Below are 16,436 nucleotides of genomic sequence, written 5' to 3'. Positions count from 1 at the left end.
ATGAAGTCCTCCACCATGCTCCGATTGCGGGGTCGCGCTCGTCGACCAGCTTCCCACCTGTTGCGTCAGGCTATGACGGTGACGCTGCTCTTGGCCGCCACGACCGGTGCCGTCATCGCCGGCGCTCCTACGGCGTCGGCAGCATCGGAGTCTGTCCTCGGCACCGCGAGGCCTTTGGTTGCGGCTTACCCGGACGGCGACTCCCTGACGGTCGGCCTGCGGTTCACCGCGGACGCCAGCGGCTCGGTCAGTGGGGTGCGGTTCTACAAGGGGGCCGGCAACGGCGGCACCCACATCGGCGCCCTCTACTCCTCCACCGGGGCACTGCTGGCTCAGGCAACCTTTGCAAACGAGACGGCAAGCGGCTGGCAAGCGGTGGCATTCTCCAAGCCCGTCGCCGTCAGCGAGGGCGGGACCTATACGGCGGCTACGTCGATGCCCGAGGGACGTTACGCCGTGACCAAGGCCTATGACTGGCCCGTTACCGGTGCGAACCTGACGGGCGTCGCGGGTACCTACAACTACGGGTCGACCCTTCGCTACCCGCAGTCGACCTACAACGCCTCGAATTACTTTATCGATGTCACGTTCAGTGCCGGCGCGGCGGCTGCTCCCGCTCCGGCCCCCGCTCCGGCTCCGAGCGGCGCTGCAGAGTCCACTTTCCCGGATGAATCAAACACGGGCGTGCGCGCGGGGACGAGCCTGGGAACCTATAACGGACCCTCGGTCATCACCACCGACGGCGCGGTCATCGACTCGAAGAAGATCACCGGGTGCCTCGACATCCGAGCCGACAACGTCGAGATCAGGAACTCCCTCATCCAGTCACGCGGATGCTTCTTCAACGTCCTGTCCGACAACGACAACACCGGCCTCGAACTGACCGACGTCGAGATCGACGGGCTCGGGAACACCTCGGGCGACTCCGCTCTGAACGGCGGCGGCTTTACCTGCCTCAGGTGCGACATCCACGGGACTGTCGACGGGATCAAGGCCGGCGATGACGCTGTAGTCCGCGACTCCTACATCCATGACCTCACCATGACCGCCGGCTCCCACAACGACGGCATCCAGTCTCTCGGCACCACGAGCTTAAGGATCATTCACAACTCGATCGTCGTGCCACCCGGTTCCACATCGGCCATCATCTTGTCCACCGGGTCGGCGCAGAACATGAGAAACGTGCTGATCGATCAGAACCTGCTGGGTGGCGGGGCCTACACCGTCTATGGCGGCTACCTCGCAGGGACAGACTCGCTCTCGAAGGTGTCGAACATCGCCATCACCAACAACAGGTTCACCACTCAGGTCTCGCCGCGATCCGGGGTTTATGGCCCCCTGACTTCGACCGACGACCCCGTTGTGGTCAGGGGCAACACCTGGTACGACGGCCCGAACGCGGGTAAGAGCGTCTACTGAACCGTTCAGCTCCGACCGCTCCTCCGCATCCGGCTGAACGGCAGCCGGGTGCGGAGGACCAGGACCGCGTTACCCGACGTCGGGTGTCGCTCAGAGAGCCCGGCAACCTCTCGTAGGTGGCACGATGGCGCAGTGCTGAGCTACGGACCCGTCCAATTCCTGAACCTCTGGCGCCTCTGGTGAGCCCGCGACCGACGGTGCTCGTGTACAGCCCGTTCTCCTTCAACGGTCAGGGTCCCGGAGAGAGCTGCGCGGAGATCGTGGCGGGGTTTCCGCCGCAGCTGATGAGTACGCACCTCTACGGGGCGCGGTTTCGGCGGCGACTGCCAGCCCATGTCGAGCTGCATCCCAGTCTGCCTCTCACACACACCCACGTTCCCTGGTCGTTGGTCGCGGAGCGGGCAGAGAAACAGTTGGTGCTGGACTTCCGCCGCGCTCTCGGTACCGCTGACCCGCGGAACTCGGTGGCCTACTTCTGGCCCGACCCGCCGGTAGCGCTGGTCCAGGCCGCCCGCGAACGCGGAATCCCCACGGTCCGCGAGATGATCAACACGGCTCGCGCCTACTCCGGGCCCATCCTGGACGGGGCGTACGGCAGGCTGGGCCTGGGGCCGACAGACGCGGCCGAGCCTGAGAAAGTGGTGGCCGAGACCGAGGAGCTTCGCCTCTACGACCGGTACTTTGCCTCGAACCCTGAGGTGGAGAAATCCTTGGTCGGCCTGGGCGTGCGGCCTGAGCAGATCTTGTCAACGACTTTCGGCTGGACGCCGTCCAAGCTGACGCCGCCCCATCATGTGCGGGTTGCTCCCTGCCTACGCTTCTTGTTCGTGGGTAGTGTCAGTGTGCGCAAGGGTGTCCCCGAACTGCTCGAGGCCTGGTCTCGAGCGGGTGTCGACGGCGAACTGGTGCTGGCCGGCAGAATCGCTCCTGAGCTCCGCAGTATGGTCGCCGCTCACGAGCGGAAAGGGTCCGTCCAGGCCATTGGCTTCCGACGGGACGTTGCCGCCCTCTTCCACAGCGCCGACGTCTTCGTTTTTCCGACGCTCGAGGAGGGTGGACCCCAGGTCACCTACGAGGCCGCGGGGTGCGGTCTGCCGGTGATCACCACGCCGATGGGAGCCGCTCGCTTGATCGAGTCGGAGCGTAACGGTCTCGTGGTCGAACCGGGATCCGTGGCGCAGCTGGCTGACGCGATCAGCTCTCTGGCTGGGCAACCAGAGCTACGCACCGAATACGGGGCCGAAGCGCGGCGGGGCGCCCAGAGATTCGCCTATGAGGTGGTCGCCGCCGACCGGTGCCGCCAGCTTGTCGGCGTCTCCAGGTCGCACGTCCATGGCCCCGGCTGAGGCCGCCGGGATCCCCTCACCGGAGCATCTTCACCAGGGTCTTGCTCCGCTCCACCAGCCGTTTGCGGAAAGGTCGGCGCGCCATCACGAGATCGCGGACGCTGTCGAGCGTGTCCTCAGCCCGGACACTGAACCTCGGTTGGAGCCATCCGGACTCGCTGCTTGGTTGGCGGTCGCTCGAGTAGACCCGGCCGTACCCGAGACGGCGCAGTTGCCCGAGCGTCCGTCGATCGTAGCGACCGAGAGGCAGCGCCGCCTGGTCGACCTCTGCTCCGGCTGCCTCCATCAGTCGTTCCCGCGCTTCTACCAGCTCTCGGTGTTGTTGCAGCTCGTCGAGTCCGCGCCAGGGCACGTGGTCCATACCGTGCGAACCAACGGTCATTCCCGCAGCGACCAGGACCTGCAGCTGATTTGAGCTGAGGCTCCCCGGCTGGTCAAGGCGACCGGCGAGCACGAAGAACCGCGCTACCCGGCTGTGCCGCAGGAGCTCTTCAAGTCCGATCTCGACGTCCGAGGCGTTGCCGTCGTCGAAGCTGAAGTCGACATCGAGGCGACTGGCGAACTCGGCGATGACCCTCGTGTACATGTCTCTCGAGATCCAGTAGCGATCCTCGCCAGGCTCCAGCACCCGTTGCGGTCGACCGATGCCGTGAAAGCAGAGGTTGATCATCGCCTGGAGCCCTCATCGCCGGCCCCGCGAGATTCGCGACTGGTTTCGTCGCGACCCCAGGTGGTGGTGCTGTTGGTCTGCCGCCGGCCTCGGACACCAGCGATGACGGTGAGGACCACATACACCGCCGCTGCTGGCGCCAGCTGGGGGTTTGGCAGGACGACCTCGGTTAGCCAGGCCAGCCGGTCGCTGCGACGGACCCCCTGACCCGGCCGGTTCGGGTCAGCAACTTGACGCAACTGCGCGTTGCCACGACGCACGCGCGCCAGTCGCTGCAACAGTGGGCCAGTCCGCGTCGGAGCAGTCACGGTCACCTCCACCGACGCGAGCTCCCGCTTCTGATCCTCGGAGTAGAGCGAGTCGAGGTACAGATCGTCGGCTACGACGACAGGAAAGGTGTCGAACTCCGATCGCCCCTGCTCACTGAGGACGATCACACCTCTTCCGAAGAGGCTGTTGTGAAAGGCCGGGAGTCGCTGGTTGATCGCGAAGTAGGCGCGGACGGGAAGTGTCGAGTGAACGGTTGCCACGCGACGACTGGGCGCGAGCGCCATGACGGTCGAGTCGCTGGCGAACGCCTGCTCGATAGCCGCGACGGCGTGGCGGGGAAGCTCGATGTCGGCATCGAGGTAGATCCTAGGAAACCCCTCTACCTGAGCGTCGCCGACTATGAGCGCCTGAGCCTTTCCGGGATCGAGGAGTTCCACCACCTGGACGCCGTAGCTCTCCGCGACCGCGACAGTTCTGTCAGTGCAGCCGTTGGCCACCACGACGATTCTCAGGTCCCCGGCATCCTCCTGTCGCAGGAGTGACTCCAGGCAGCGGCCAATGACAGCCTCCTCGTTATGAGCGGCAATAACCACGCTGGCCATGTCACGTCCTCTCCCGGAGTAAGGACCGCCCCTCCCAGCTGCTCCATCGGTACGGAGGAAGAGCGGAGGACGAGCCTAGCGGCTCGGGAAGCGTTCAGAGCCAGGATGGTAGATGCTCCGTCGAGCTTCATCTGCCACTAGCCTGAGCGTCGTGACGGCGCCCGACGACATTCTCGTGCGGCCCATCCTGGACGAAGACCGGGCCCGGGTAGGGGACTTCCTGCACGAGCAGCTCAACTCTCGCTTGCCCTCGGCCACCTGGGCTGCGGCGATGGTCCCGCCCTGGTCGGGCTCTCCACCCAACCACGGGTTCATGCTGCTGCGTGGCGACGCCGTGGTGGGGGCGAATCTGGCCTTCTATTGCGAGCGGACCATCGAGGGCCGTCGCGAACGCTTCTGCAACCTGGCGGCACTCTGCGTCTCGGAGCCGGCTCGGCCGCACACCTTCCGGCTGCTCCGCGCACTTCTCAGGCAGCCTGGGTACCACTTCACCGACTTGTCGCCTAGCGGTAGCGTCATCGAGCTCGACCGACGGCTCGGCTTCCAGTTCCTCGATACCGCTACCACGCTCGTATTGAACATCCCTCGTCCTCGACGTGGTGTCCAACTCATCGCCGATGTCGATGAGATCGAGCGCTTGCTCACCGGCCGGCCGGCTCAGCTGTTCGCCGACCACAGGAGCGCACTGGGCGCCCAGCACCTCCTGATCCGCCGCGGTCATCGGCACTCCTACGTCTTGTTCCGGCGAGATCGTCGACGAGGCCTCCCGCTCTTTGCGACGGTGCTCTACGTCAGCGACCAGGAGCTGTTTCGTGACGCCCTGGGTACCGTCGCTAGCTTCTTGCTTATCAAGCACGGCGCCATCGCCTCGCTGATCGAGCGACGGGTCGTCGAGGTGCGGCCCCGGCTGAGCTGGCCGCTGAGCCGGCCGCGACCGAAAGCGTTCAAGAGTGCCTCGCTCGGCGAGGAGCACGTCGACTACCTCTACACGGAGCTGACCTGCGTACCGTGGTAAGCGATCTTTAGACGTCGCTCCTCGATCAGCGGTTGACCCCCTCAGGGGCCCGATGTCTCCGGACCTCCGGGTGTCGCGGACAACCGCCTCCGGCGCCAACCGCGTAGCGCCCGGTCCATGACCCAGACCGAGAACACGGTGAGTGCGATACCCACCGCTGCGGTGGAAGCGGAGGCTCGGGTCCGGCTGGCTGACACGTACTGGACGTCGGGGGCTGTCGGAGAAGTGATGGCGGTGACCCGCTCACGAGTGGAGACGCCGAACATGTCCTGCCGGCGCTGGAGCGTGCGCGTGAGCCGCTCGCGGGTTGCCGAAGTGCGGTTGGCGACTTCCTCAGGGCTGCTTCCTACCACCTGGACGTCCACCGTAGCCGCGGTGAACAGGGGTCGGAACTGAGATCCCTGGTTCGGAAGGCGCACCTGGACCCCGTCGCGCACACCGAGGCTGAACAGGGTGGTGTCCGGCGACGCGGTGAGAAGGGGCGTCTGGCTCCCGTTCCAGTCGGTGACGAGCACAGCGGCGAGGGGGGCCAGCTGGTACGGGGGGTCTTCGATCTTGTTGAGGTGGTAATCCTCGACCGGCGCCAGCAGGACGAGATCAAAACGGGCCCAGTACACCCCCGGCCTGTTAGCCGCCCCGTGCACCGCCAGAGCCGTGAGCAGCATCCCGACGAGCACCAGATACCAGCGCCTCCCCAAAATCCGCAGTAGATCGCGAGCCGTCATTCCTCTCCCCCTCTCCGACATGATCCCACGGGGACAACCGGCGTACCGGATCTTCTGGCAGCCCGGCCCGGCTCGCCCCCTACGGGTCTGTGCGCTCGGTATTGTGACTGTTTCGCCGGCGGACCGCGCGATGACGGCCTACGATCGTCCCTGGCACTAGCGACGACGCGTGGTGCGCGTCGGCGCGACTGCCGGCGAGGCGGGCGAGGCCGCCAGATCCGGCCGGACCTCAGTCGGCTGCCGATCCGGGACCCTCCGCGGCAGCAGGCGACGAGGGGGAATGGCACGTGCAGGTCGGAGACCTACTGCTCGCGATGAGGCGCCGCTGGTACCTCGTGCTCGCGGTCGTCTTGGTAGCGGTGGCGGCCACTCTAGGAACGGTTTGGCTAGTCGGTCCTACCTACGAGGCCAAGGGCGCGATGCTCCTTATCCCGCCGGGGGCAACCGTGCAGCAACGCCTCGGCACTGGTGCGTCGACCGGCAATCCCTATCTCGCGCTCAGTGGTCTTACCCAGGCGCGCGACGTCGTGATCCGATCGGTGGGTGCCCAGGCCACTCGGTTGGAGATCTGCGAGAGGTCTGGTGACGCAGCTTACGAGGCGATGCGGAAGGACCTGTGCCTGGGTCGCCCGACTATCTCGTATGAGGTGACGCCGGACTTCGACAGCAGTGCGCCCGTTGTGCTCGTCACGGTCGAGGCGGACACCGCCATGGACGCTGTCACCGCTCTGACTGTCGTGATGGACCAGGTTCCCGTCGCCCTGACCGACCTGCAGTCCTCGCTGAACCTGCGCCCGAAGACCTCCATCACCTCGATCAGCGTCATGGCCGACAGGGTCCCGCAGGTCGTTCGCAAGGACCAGGTCCGCGCGGGGGTGGTGGCAGGAGGCGGGGTTCTCGCCGTCGGCATCCTGCTTATCGGGCTGATCGACGGAACCTTCAGCACCATGTGGGAGCGCCGCCGGTCCCACCGTGAGCGGCCTGTCCCCGACTGGGGATTGAACTCGGAAGCCGACAACGGCTGGACCCTGCCAGCGATCAGCGATGCTGACAGCGTCGAGCACAGTGCGCAGGGCTGGATCTTGCCAGCCAACAGTCCCTTGCCGTCTGGCCAGGAGGGTGAAACCACCGCTGGCGGGGGCTCGACGGACGGGGCCCCGCTGAACGGCCGGCGACTGGTCCAACGTCGATGACGACGAGGGGCGACGATCGAGCCGGCGTCCGAGAGCGTCGAAGCGCGTGACCGCGGGCGACCTTCGTCGACGCTGGGGAGTCGACGGTGCCACCGTCCTCACCTGTTACATCTGGCTGCTGCTGGCCGTACCGTCCGTGATGGTGATAGCCCCGCTGGGGAGCGCGGGCGCGCCGTCGACGATCGTGGCAATCGGTCTGTTCCTGCTGTGGGCGTGGTTCGAGCTCCACCGCTCCGCAGGGTCTGGCCGGCATCGACAGCCGGTGCGCTTGGCGGCCCTGGGGTGGTTACTAGCCATGGTTGCGGTCTACGCCCACGCGATGTCCTCGCCGATGGCCTTCGACGAGATCAGTCCCGCCGACTTCGGAATGCTCAAGCTGATCGGTTTTACCGGAGTTCTGCTCACTGCCGGCGACGGTCTGTCGAACCTTGCGAGATTTCGTGTTCTGGTCGGTCGTTTCGTTCTGGCAGCTGGTGCAATCGCCGCGCTGGGTCTCCTGCAGTTCGTGACCCGTGACCTTTTCGTGGACCGGCTTCAGATTCCAGGCCTGACGTCGGTCTCGGGTAGCGCGGGCCTGATCGACCGAGGCGGGTTGCCTAGGCCCAGCGGGACGTCTACTCATCCGATCGAGTACGGCGTGGTCTTGTCGATCGTCCTCCCGTTGTCCATTGTCCATGCGCTTTGGGCTACGCAACGGCGCTGGCTCTACCGAGCCGTCGTGGGGGTGATTGCTCTGGACATCTTTCTGTCGAGCTCGCGATCCGCGCTGGTCTGCTCGGCAGTGGCTCTCGTTGTTCTGGCCGTCAACTGGCGGTGGCGCCTTCGCCTGCAAGCCGCCGCCGCCTCAGTCGTACTCGCTCTAGCGGTCTACCTGCTGGTCCCAGGGTCATTGGGAGCTACGACGCGCCTGTTCACCGGAGCTGGGAACGACCCGAGCATCGCGTCGCGCACGGGCAGCTATCACATCGTCAGCGTGTTCTTCGGCCACAGCCCGATTCTTGGCCGCGGATTCGGGACCTTCCTGCCGAAGTACTGGATCCTCGACAACGGTTATCTCGGTCTACTCGTCGAGGGCGGCCTCGTCGGACTGGCGGGTCTGCTCGTCCTCGTGCTGGCCGGCCTGGCCTCGGCGCGCGCAGCCAGAACGCAGCTGCCTGAGTTGTTCGACCAGCAACTGGCGCAGGGCGTCCTCGCCTCGGTGGCGAGTGGCGCAGCCGGGTTGGCCTTCTTCGACACCTTCGGGTTCCCACAGTCGGCCGGCTGCTTCTTCATCGTGCTGGGTCTTGCCGCCGCGCTGCGGCGACTGTCGCGCCAGGACGCGGCCCCGCTTGCTCCGGACCCTCAGCCGGCCCGGGCCTCCGCTCCTGCCAGCGAGAGTGTGGTCGGAAGATGACGCAGCACGCCGAGCTGCAGACCGGGCCCCAGGTCGCGGCGCAGCCCGCCGTTCCGTCGGACCGTCGTCCCGAGCATGTGTGCGTGGTGGTCGTTCTCTACAACAGCGCACCCCTCGTAGCCGACCTGGTGGCCTCGCTGCCGGATGGGCTGGCCGGCGTGGAGTACGAGCTAGTGGGGGTTGACAACGACTCCTCCGATGGAGGCGCCGAGCTGCTTGAGGCCCTGGCACCTGACGCCACCGTGGTCCGCACCGGTCGTAACGGTGGTTACGCCGCTGGCATCAACGCCGGCGTGGCCGCAGCTGGCGAGCACTCGGCTGTCCTGGTGCTGAACTCCGACGTCCGACTGGAGCCGGGCTGCGTCCCAGAAATGCTCAGCCGTCTGAGGAGCAAGGGTGTGGGCATCGCCGTGCCGCGGCTCCTCGACGCGCAAGGCCAGGTGATCGAGTCGATCCGACGCGAGCCCAAAGCAATCCGGGTGCTCTGCGACGCGCTGCTGAGTGCTCGCCTCGCAGGACGACTGCTATCTCTAGGCGAAGTGGTCACCGATCGTCGGGCCTATGAGCGGGAGCACCAGGTGGACTGGGCGGAAGGGTCCACGCAGCTCATCAGTGCGGAGTGCTGGGCTAAATGCGGACCGTGGGACGAGTCCTTCTTCCTCTACTGCGAGGAGACCGACTTCGACCTGCGGGCGCGCGACGCCGGCTTTGCGACGGTCTTTGTCCCCAGTGCCCGAGCCGTTCATCTCGAAGGTGGCTCCTCCACCTCCGTCGACGCACTCTGGGTGCTTCAGGTGCGGAACCGGGTGAAGCTGCACCGTCGTCGGCATGGGGCGGCTGCCACGGCGGTCTTCTGGCTGTTGACCCTGCTCCGGGAAGCTAGTCGTGCATCGCTCGGTCGGACGAAGAACCGAGCTGCTGTCCGCGGTCTGCTGGACTGGCACCTGGTCAGAGGGCACGAGGGGAGTAGTCAGTGACATCGCAAGCGATCGACCAGGACGAGGGGATCTCGATCGTCTGCGTCTACAATGACCCGCAGGTGCGTGCGGAGTGCCTCGATCGATCGGTGCAGGCCTACCTGGGAGATCTCGACGTCGACTACATCCCCGTCGACAACAGGACGCAGACCTTCAGCACCGCCGGGGCGGCCCTCAATCACGGCGCGCGCCTTGCCCGTCACGAGCTCGTGGTGTTCGTGCACCAGGATGTCTACCTGCACTCGATCGACCGGCTCGTCTGGGCCGCCCGGGCCTTCGGTGAGGAGGGCTGGGGGGTCCTTGGAGCCAACGGAGTTACGTCTCTCGGGTTGAATGTCGGACGGCTTCGTGACCGTACCCAGCTGATCGGTGTGCACGCCCCCACGCCGGTCGAGGTCGACAGTCTGGACGAGGTGCTGTTCATGGTGCCGCGACACCTGGTGCTGGAGCACCCGCTGAGCGAGTCCGACGAGCTGGCCTGGCACGCCTACGGCGTCGAGTATTGCCTAAGGATGCGTTCGATGGGACTCCGCGCCGGCGCTGTGGACCTGGCCGTGACCCACAACAGCCTGACGATCAACCTCGCGCGCTTGGATGCGGCTCACCGTGCGGTGGGCCGTCAGCATCCCAAATTCCTTCCGATCCGAACCACGTGCGGCACGATCGGAGGGCGCGCTACCTGGCTGCGGTCGCAGCCGATTGTCCGACGGCACGGGTGGCGCCTCCGTTGGTTGCGGCACTCTCTTCTGGCAGCGCGCGCTGCCCGATGGGTCGACGGACCGGTCGTCCTCAGCGACATCCGGTCCGAGGTCGATCTTCTGACCAAGGCGTCCAGCGACCCACTGAACCTGGTGAACGTCGACGGCAATGGTGGCTTCGTCGAGTTCGGGCGCGCCCCACTGACGCTCACCCGCTACGGACGACCCGTTGTCATGCGAGCCGTCCGTGCTGTCTCGGAGGTAGCCGAGCTCGTCGCTGAGCTGCCACCTGGGGAGGTCGTTCTGATCGTCGGACTGGGGCTGAGCGACCTCCGCGACCTCCGCTCCACGTCGTCCACGCACCAGCCGTGGCTGCTGGGCATTCACCCCGCAGAGATGTGGTTGCTTGGCGGCGTCCCGGTTGATCAGCTGCCGCTGGAGTGGCGGCGATCGGCGGCGTTGCCGCTTGGCAGCCGTAAGCTCGAGGATTGGGTCCACGTGTCCTGATAGGGACGAGGGCGCACTCGTGACGTCGGGGCCCCGACGGCGATCTTCCGGCCTCGGATCACGAGGTAAGCACGCGGTGAAGGCCAGCCGCGAAGGCGCGGGTCGAGTAGAGCTCTCTGACACGCTCCTGCCCGGCTCGACCGAGCCGGCTGCGCTCGGCGGCGTCGGTGAGCAAAGCAACCACGGCGTCGGCGAACGCCTGGGTGTCCTGCGGAGTTACCAGCACCCCCGCGTCGCCGACCTGGTCGGCGACGCTGCCGACATCGAAGGCCACCACGGGGACCCCAACGAGCATTGACTCCAGGACGACCAGCGGAAACGGGTCGTCCCGGGAGGTCAGCGTGGCGATGTCGAATCGTCGCATGTGGGCATAGGGGTTGGGGCTGGGTCCGGCGAACGTCGCCGGCCGCTCCTGGCCCGGCAGGTCGAGCGCCTCGGTCTGATCCCCTATCCACACGAATCGCACGGGCAGGTCCGGCCTTGCCGTCTGCACCAGCGAAGCGACCTGCACCCAGAGGTCGGCACCTTTGCGCCACTCGACGCTCCCGCAGCTACCCACCACGAGCTCATCCCGGCCGTAGGGCTGGTCGGGCGTCTCGTGGGACCGACGCTCTACCTCGGCGTCGTCAGGAACCGACGGCAGCATCGCGACATCGTCCTCGTCCCTTTGCGAGAGCTCTGCTAGGGCGCTCCGCACGCTGGGTGAGCAGCCCACCAAGGTCGTGCCTTGTAGTCGAGGCGCGACTCTGGCCTTTCGCAGGAACTCCTCGACGAGCGGACCTGACTCGTGAGCGTGTAGTAGGGTGCGGCAGCCGAGCCGCCTCGCTGGTGTGAGGTAGACCGACGCCGCAGTGGAATTCACATAGACCAGCTCTGGTCGTCGGCGCATCAGGGTGGCCATGGCCAGCGTGGTGTCGACGAGCCAAGCGACGCGACGCAGCCCTGTGGTCCGCCACAGGCGACGTCGCAAGCGGCTGAAGGGCTGGACCGAGGTGGGCACGACCTTCTCGAAGTCGGCCAGCATCGGACCGGACGTCTGAGAGATGACCTCGACTACGTGGCCCATTTCCACCAGGCATTTCGCCACGAGGAGAGCAACGCGGGGCGCGCCACTGCGAGACGCCTCATGGGTTACCAGGAGGACGCGCACGGCTTACCCTCCTGGGCTCTCGGTCCAGCGGCGACCGAACCCGTCGTATGGCTACTCACGTGCCGAATCGGCGCCAGCGGCGCCACCGCAGCTTGTGCCGGAGCTCCCAGTCGACCTGGAAGTGGAGGCGCTCCAACCGCCCCGGGCCTCCAGCCAGGCCGCTGCGCTGATAGCGGTGCCAGATGCTGGTGTTGGTGATCGCGGGCCAGAGGTCGAGGGCGGCCGCCCGGTACTCCTGGACGTCAGTCCCGCCTGGTCCGAGCTCGGAGGTCCAGATCGCCCAGCGCACGGCCTCGGTCGCCAGCGCACGGCGAACCACGTCCTTCAGCTCGGGCTGTCGCGGATGGTCGGCCAAGCCCTCGCTCAGAAAGGCTTCGAAGGTGCGGGCTCGCTCGTGCAGGTCTGTGTGGATGCTCGAGAACTCGGTGAGATGCATATTCGCGCCGTGCACCCGGTAGTAGCCCTGGTCGGGGCCGTTGACTCGTCCCACTCGACCTCGGGTGGCGGCCCGCAGCCATACGAGGAGGTCTGCCGTATGCGGGAACCGCGGGTCGTACCCCTCCAGCTCGTCCATCACCGAACGGCGCATGACAACCTCGGGGTTGCTGACGACGTTAGACCCACGTCGACAAAGGCGGCCGATCCACTCCTGGCCCGACCACGTCGACCAGGTGTAGTACCGGTGGCGAGGAGGCGGTGGCTGCTCCTGGAAGTCCGGTGAGTAGCCGTAGACAAAGCCCACCGACGGATCGTGCTCCATCAGGGCCGTGGCTCGGGCCAGCGACCCGGGGGCGAGCAGGTCGTCTGCTGAGAGCAGCACGACGTACTTGCCGGTGGCGCGCGCAAGCCCGTCGTTGTAGGTCTGGATGTGCCCCAGGTTTTGCCGGTGTTCCAGCACCGTGACTGCGGCATGAGCCTCGGCCAGCTGGTGGGCCACCGCACCGGAGCCGTCAGGTGAGGCGTCATCCACGATGATGATGTCGACCGCCACGCCAGGCTGGTCCAGCGTGGTGGCCACGACATGGGCCAGGTAGGAGCCGTACTTGTAGCAGGGGACGACGACCGTGACCGTAGGTGGCGTTGTGGAAGCACGGGGAGTCAGCAGCCTCACAGGTCGGCCTCCCCGGGGGACGCGATCGGCGAGTGTCCTCGCCTACGGACCGGCAGCCAGTGCGGGAGTCGGTCGGAAGGGATCATCTGCACGGCGACCGGGGCAACGAGGAGGAGATAGACCAGGGCCCCGACGAAGCCACCGATGAGCAGCTCCGAGAGCGCGCCCGCCACAACCTGTTTGGCGAGCCAGGCTACGACGCCTGCTAGCGCCGCAGCGCCGAGCGGGCGCGCCAGGGGCCGTAGGAGTCGTCGGACCCCCAAACCCGTGGGAGGAAGGGAAAACACCATGTAACCGGGGACGGCGACCAACGCAATCGTCACAACGTGCGCCCAAGCGACGCCGGCCAGGCCATATCGGCTGAGCCCGAAGACCATCACCGGCACCAGCAGGGCCACCCACGCGAGCTGCACCACCAGTAGCTGTCGCGTCTTGCCTAGCGCGACGAGCACGTTAGCGAACAAGAGCGAGAAGGAGAACAGGATCCCGTACCAGGCGAGCACGGCAAGGACCGGTGCGGCCTCGGCCCACCGCCCGCCGAAGACGGTCACGATGAGGGGAGCTGAGAGGGCCCAGGACAACGTGCCTACCGGAAATGCGACCAGTGCCACCAGTCGCGCAGCGTTGACCAAAGCCGTCCCAAGCCGCTCGCGGTCTGCACCCAGCCGACCAAAGGTAGGTACCACCACGCTGTTCATGACGGAGCCCATGATGGCTGTTGACCAGTTGGCCACGTTGAAGGCGATCATATAGACCCCGACCTCGGCGGCATCGACAAGCCGACCGAGGATCAGATAATCGGCATTGAGGAGAGACCAGTTCACCAAGTTGGCGATCGCCAAAGGCAGGCCAAAGCGCAGCAGGGGCGCGAACGACTCCTGCTTCCAGCCAGGCCGGTAGCGGCGCGAGACGCTGAGGAACAAGACGATTCCTGTTGCCAGCTGACCAAGGACACGGGACCAGGCGAAGGCTGCGGCCCCGCCTCCATTGAGGGCAAGTACGACGAGCAAGGGGTTCGCCACCACAAAGCCCACGAGGGTGCCGAAGAAGATGCGGTCCTGCCGGAACTCCCGTACGAGCTGAGCGCCGGGTACGGCGAAGAGCCCGGTGAGCAGCAGGCTCAAAGAGAGGATGCGGATGGGTCCGGCCGCGCCGGGCTGGCCTAGCAAGGCCGCCAACGGGGTGGACGCCACGGCCATCACGGTCCCCAACAGGCCGCTCGTAGCTATCGACAGGGTAGCGACGGTGGGCGCGATGGAGTCAGGCTCGTCGGCGGCGCGGGCGATGGCAGACGCCATCCCCATCTCAGCGAGGCTCGCCACGATCAGGTAGACAGCGAGGGCAACGGCGAAGACGCCGAAGTCTTCCTTCGACAGAAGCCTTGCCAGCAGAGCCGTCACTGCGATGCTCGCAAACCGCATCGTCAGGTTGGCCACCACAGCCCAGGCTGCCCCGCGACCGGCGAGCCGCCCGATCGAGCGGTACTCCTCGACAGTTGTTGTCTGCTGCGCCTCGGGGGCTCTTGGTGTCTTCATCGTCGATCGAACCTCAACAGCCGAACGAAGTTCCCACATGATGGCCAACTGCCGAGCAGACCACCCGAGCCACCTCCACCTGGTCCGCCTCGCTCAAGTGGGGATGCAGCGGGAGGGACAGTATTTCTCCTGCAGCACGTTCCGAGACTGGGAACGTGCCAACCGGATGTCCGAGGAAGCCGTAGGCGTCGGTGAGGTGCACGGGGTACGGATAGTGGATGCCAGCGCCGATCCCCGCGCCGTGCAGGGCGTCCAGCACCGCGTCACGATCCTCGACCCGGATCACGTACAGGTGCCAGGCGTCGACGTTCCCCGGGGCAGACCGCGGTGTGCGAACTCCCGGAACGCTCCCCAGTAGCTGCTCGTACCTGGCGGCGGCCGAGCGGCGCCGCGTGTTCCAGGCCAGGAGCCGGGACAGCTTGGCTTGCAGTACGACAGCCTGAACGGTGTCGAGGCGTGAGTTAACCCCGACGACCTCGTGGACGTACTTGCGGGACGAGCCGTGGTTGGCGATTAGTCGCACCCGCTCCGCCACGTCGGCCCGCTGCGACGTCACCGCTCCGGCGTCCCCGGCTGCGCCCAGGTTTTTGCCAGGGTAGAAGCTGGTGCCGGCCGCGTCCCCTAGGCCGCCGGCAAAACGTCCGAACCGCGTCGCCCCCTGCGACTGGGCAGCATCCTCGACCACAGGGACACCCGCCTGTGCGACGACCTGCGTGATTTGCTCGACTGGTGCCACCTGTCCGAACAGGTGCACGGGCACGACGGCCTGGGTCCTCGCAGTGAGGGCGGCGCCGACCTTCGACGGATCCATCAGCAGGTGATCGTCATCGACATCTACCAGGACGGGAACAGCGCCTATCCGCGACACGGCCTCCGCCGTCGCGACGAAGGTATTGGCTGGTAGCACGACCTCGCCGCCGGCAACCACGCCGACGCCGCGGAGGGCGAGCTCCAGCGCGTCGGTACCGTTGCCGACTCCGATGCAGTGAGCCACCTCGGTGAGTTCGGCGTAGGCGAGCTCGAACTCCTGCACGGCCTTGCCGCCGATGAACGCGGTGGTGGCGAAGACTTCGGCCAGCCCCCGGTCGATCTCTTCAGCCACCTCGCGGTGCTGTGCGGCCAAGTCGACCAGCGGAATCCCGCTCATCTGCTGCTCCTTCGATCAGGTACGTCATGTGTTGATGAGGTGTTGGTCCTGAGCGGACGTGCCGGCACCCCGGCCCACGTCTGGCCCGCAGGCAGGTCTCGCAGCAGCGCGGCACCCATGCCGAGCATGCTTCCCGCTCCGAGAGTGAGGCCCTCCCGGACACTGCTGTTCATGCCCAGGTACGCTTCCGGCCCAACCTGCACGCTGCCACCCAGACTGACTCCGGCGCAGAGTGTGGCGTAATTTCCGATCTGGTCGTCGTGAGTCAGGGTGCTTCGGGGCATCACGACGACGTGCCGGCCGAGCGTGACGTCAGATGTCAGCACGCTTCCTGCCAGCACGATGGTGCCCGGTCCCACCCGGCAGGAGCCGGGCACACGGACCGAGGGGTCGAGAGCACGGGCCCAGCGATCCTCATGGACGCCTGCTCTCTCTAGCCGCTCCGCCAGCGCGCGGCGTACGGAGCCCCGACCGGCGCAGATCAGCACCTGAGCCTCCGGGTGGTCCTGCACGACCTCGAGGCCTCCCAGGACCGGGTAGCCACCGACATTGTTGCCGTGGATTCGTGGGTCGTCGTCGACCAGGCCGACGACCTTGAGGTCGCACCCGGCCTCGAGCGCCTCGATCACCTCGCGCGCGAGGCCACTCGCGGCCACGAGGATAACGGACTCCGACATC

At 66.6% G+C, this 16,436-nt stretch carries 15 protein-coding genes; 7 read left to right on the top strand and 8 right to left on the bottom strand.

What is annotated here, in order from left to right:
- The first annotated feature begins 72 nt into the window (after nt 1-72).
- Complete coding sequence (locus tag ACFE7W_RS00925) at nt 73-1,419, top strand: DUF4082 domain-containing protein (protein ID WP_375422892.1); 1,347 nt, start codon at nt 73-75, stop codon at nt 1,417-1,419.
- A gap of 203 nt (nt 1,420-1,622) precedes the next feature.
- Complete coding sequence (locus tag ACFE7W_RS00920) at nt 1,623-2,765, top strand: glycosyltransferase (protein WP_375422891.1); 1,143 nt, start codon at nt 1,623-1,625, stop codon at nt 2,763-2,765.
- A gap of 16 nt (nt 2,766-2,781) precedes the next feature.
- On the opposite strand, the gene ACFE7W_RS00915 is transcribed toward ACFE7W_RS00920, so the two are convergent.
- Both ACFE7W_RS00915 and ACFE7W_RS00910 read right to left on the bottom strand, forming a co-directional pair.
- Nucleotides 2,782-3,435 carry a polysaccharide deacetylase family protein gene (locus tag ACFE7W_RS00915; protein ID WP_375422890.1) on the bottom strand — a complete coding sequence of 218 codons (654 nt, stop codon included), beginning with the start codon at nt 3,433-3,435 and terminating at the stop codon, nt 2,782-2,784.
- Nucleotides 3,432-4,307: a glycosyltransferase gene (locus tag ACFE7W_RS00910; protein WP_375422889.1), complete on the bottom strand. Its 876-nt coding sequence runs from the start codon at nt 4,305-4,307 to the stop codon at nt 3,432-3,434. Before ACFE7W_RS00910 ends, ACFE7W_RS00915 begins: the two co-directional genes overlap by 4 nt.
- Before the next feature lie 313 nt (nt 4,308-4,620).
- Here ACFE7W_RS00910 and ACFE7W_RS00905 point away from each other — a divergent pair, with 313 nt between their 5' ends.
- On the top strand, nt 4,621-5,322 hold the full coding sequence (locus ACFE7W_RS00905; protein WP_375422888.1) for a hypothetical protein: 702 nt from the start codon (nt 4,621-4,623) through the stop codon (nt 5,320-5,322).
- A gap of 41 nt (nt 5,323-5,363) precedes the next feature.
- On the opposite strand, the gene ACFE7W_RS00900 is transcribed toward ACFE7W_RS00905, so the two are convergent.
- Nucleotides 5,364-6,047 (bottom strand): hypothetical protein, encoded by a 684-nt coding sequence (locus ACFE7W_RS00900; RefSeq protein WP_375422887.1) that lies wholly within the window; start codon nt 6,045-6,047, stop codon nt 5,364-5,366.
- Between the two features lie 287 nt (nt 6,048-6,334).
- Between ACFE7W_RS00900 and ACFE7W_RS00895 the strand changes: the two genes are divergently transcribed.
- The 4 genes from ACFE7W_RS00895 (at nt 6,335) to ACFE7W_RS00880 (ending at nt 10,815) form a co-directional block, all read left to right on the top strand.
- A complete protein-coding gene (locus ACFE7W_RS00895) occupies nt 6,335-7,240 on the top strand; it encodes a hypothetical protein (RefSeq protein WP_375422886.1) in 906 nt (301 codons plus the stop codon).
- Between the two features lie 46 nt (nt 7,241-7,286).
- Entirely contained in the window at nt 7,287-8,633 is a 1,347-nt protein-coding gene (locus ACFE7W_RS00890) for an O-antigen ligase family protein (RefSeq protein WP_375422885.1), read from the top strand.
- An 83-nt stretch (nt 8,634-8,716) separates the two neighbouring features.
- Nucleotides 8,717-9,610 (top strand): glycosyltransferase family 2 protein, encoded by an 894-nt coding sequence (locus ACFE7W_RS00885; RefSeq protein ID WP_375422884.1) that lies wholly within the window; start codon nt 8,717-8,719, stop codon nt 9,608-9,610.
- Nucleotides 9,607-10,815, top strand: a complete 1,209-nt coding sequence (locus ACFE7W_RS00880) for a hypothetical protein (protein ID WP_375422883.1) — start codon at nt 9,607-9,609, stop codon at nt 10,813-10,815. Before ACFE7W_RS00885 ends, ACFE7W_RS00880 begins: the two co-directional genes overlap by 4 nt.
- 58 nt (nt 10,816-10,873) lie before the next feature.
- On the opposite strand, the gene ACFE7W_RS00875 is transcribed toward ACFE7W_RS00880, so the two are convergent.
- The 5 genes from ACFE7W_RS00875 to ACFE7W_RS00855 are packed head-to-tail and all read right to left on the bottom strand — an operon-like array spanning nt 10,874 to nt 16,435.
- Nucleotides 10,874-11,965 carry a glycosyltransferase family 4 protein gene (locus tag ACFE7W_RS00875; RefSeq protein WP_375422882.1) on the bottom strand — a complete coding sequence of 364 codons (1,092 nt, stop codon included), beginning with the start codon at nt 11,963-11,965 and terminating at the stop codon, nt 10,874-10,876.
- Between the two features lie 55 nt (nt 11,966-12,020).
- Entirely contained in the window at nt 12,021-13,076 is a 1,056-nt protein-coding gene (locus ACFE7W_RS00870; RefSeq protein WP_375422881.1) for a glycosyltransferase family 2 protein, read from the bottom strand.
- Nucleotides 13,073-14,650 (bottom strand): lipopolysaccharide biosynthesis protein, encoded by a 1,578-nt coding sequence (locus ACFE7W_RS00865; protein WP_375423512.1) that lies wholly within the window; start codon nt 14,648-14,650, stop codon nt 13,073-13,075. Before ACFE7W_RS00865 ends, ACFE7W_RS00870 begins: the two co-directional genes overlap by 4 nt.
- The gene (locus ACFE7W_RS00860; protein WP_375422880.1) at nt 14,625-15,758 is read right to left on the bottom strand and encodes a DegT/DnrJ/EryC1/StrS family aminotransferase; all 1,134 of its coding nucleotides are present in this window, start codon (nt 15,756-15,758) and stop codon (nt 14,625-14,627) included. The genes ACFE7W_RS00865 and ACFE7W_RS00860 overlap by 26 nt, the downstream gene beginning before the upstream one ends.
- Nucleotides 15,755-16,435 carry an acetyltransferase gene (locus tag ACFE7W_RS00855; RefSeq protein ID WP_375422879.1) on the bottom strand — a complete coding sequence of 227 codons (681 nt, stop codon included), beginning with the start codon at nt 16,433-16,435 and terminating at the stop codon, nt 15,755-15,757. Before ACFE7W_RS00855 ends, ACFE7W_RS00860 begins: the two co-directional genes overlap by 4 nt.
- Nucleotide 16,436: the final 1 nt, after the last annotated feature.

The organism is uncultured Friedmanniella sp. (genome assembly GCF_964244285.1).
Classification (GTDB): Bacteria; Actinomycetota; Actinomycetes; order Propionibacteriales; family Propionibacteriaceae; genus Microlunatus.
Note: the sequence above shows the minus strand (reverse complement) of the source record. Positions and strands in the feature narration are given on the sequence as shown.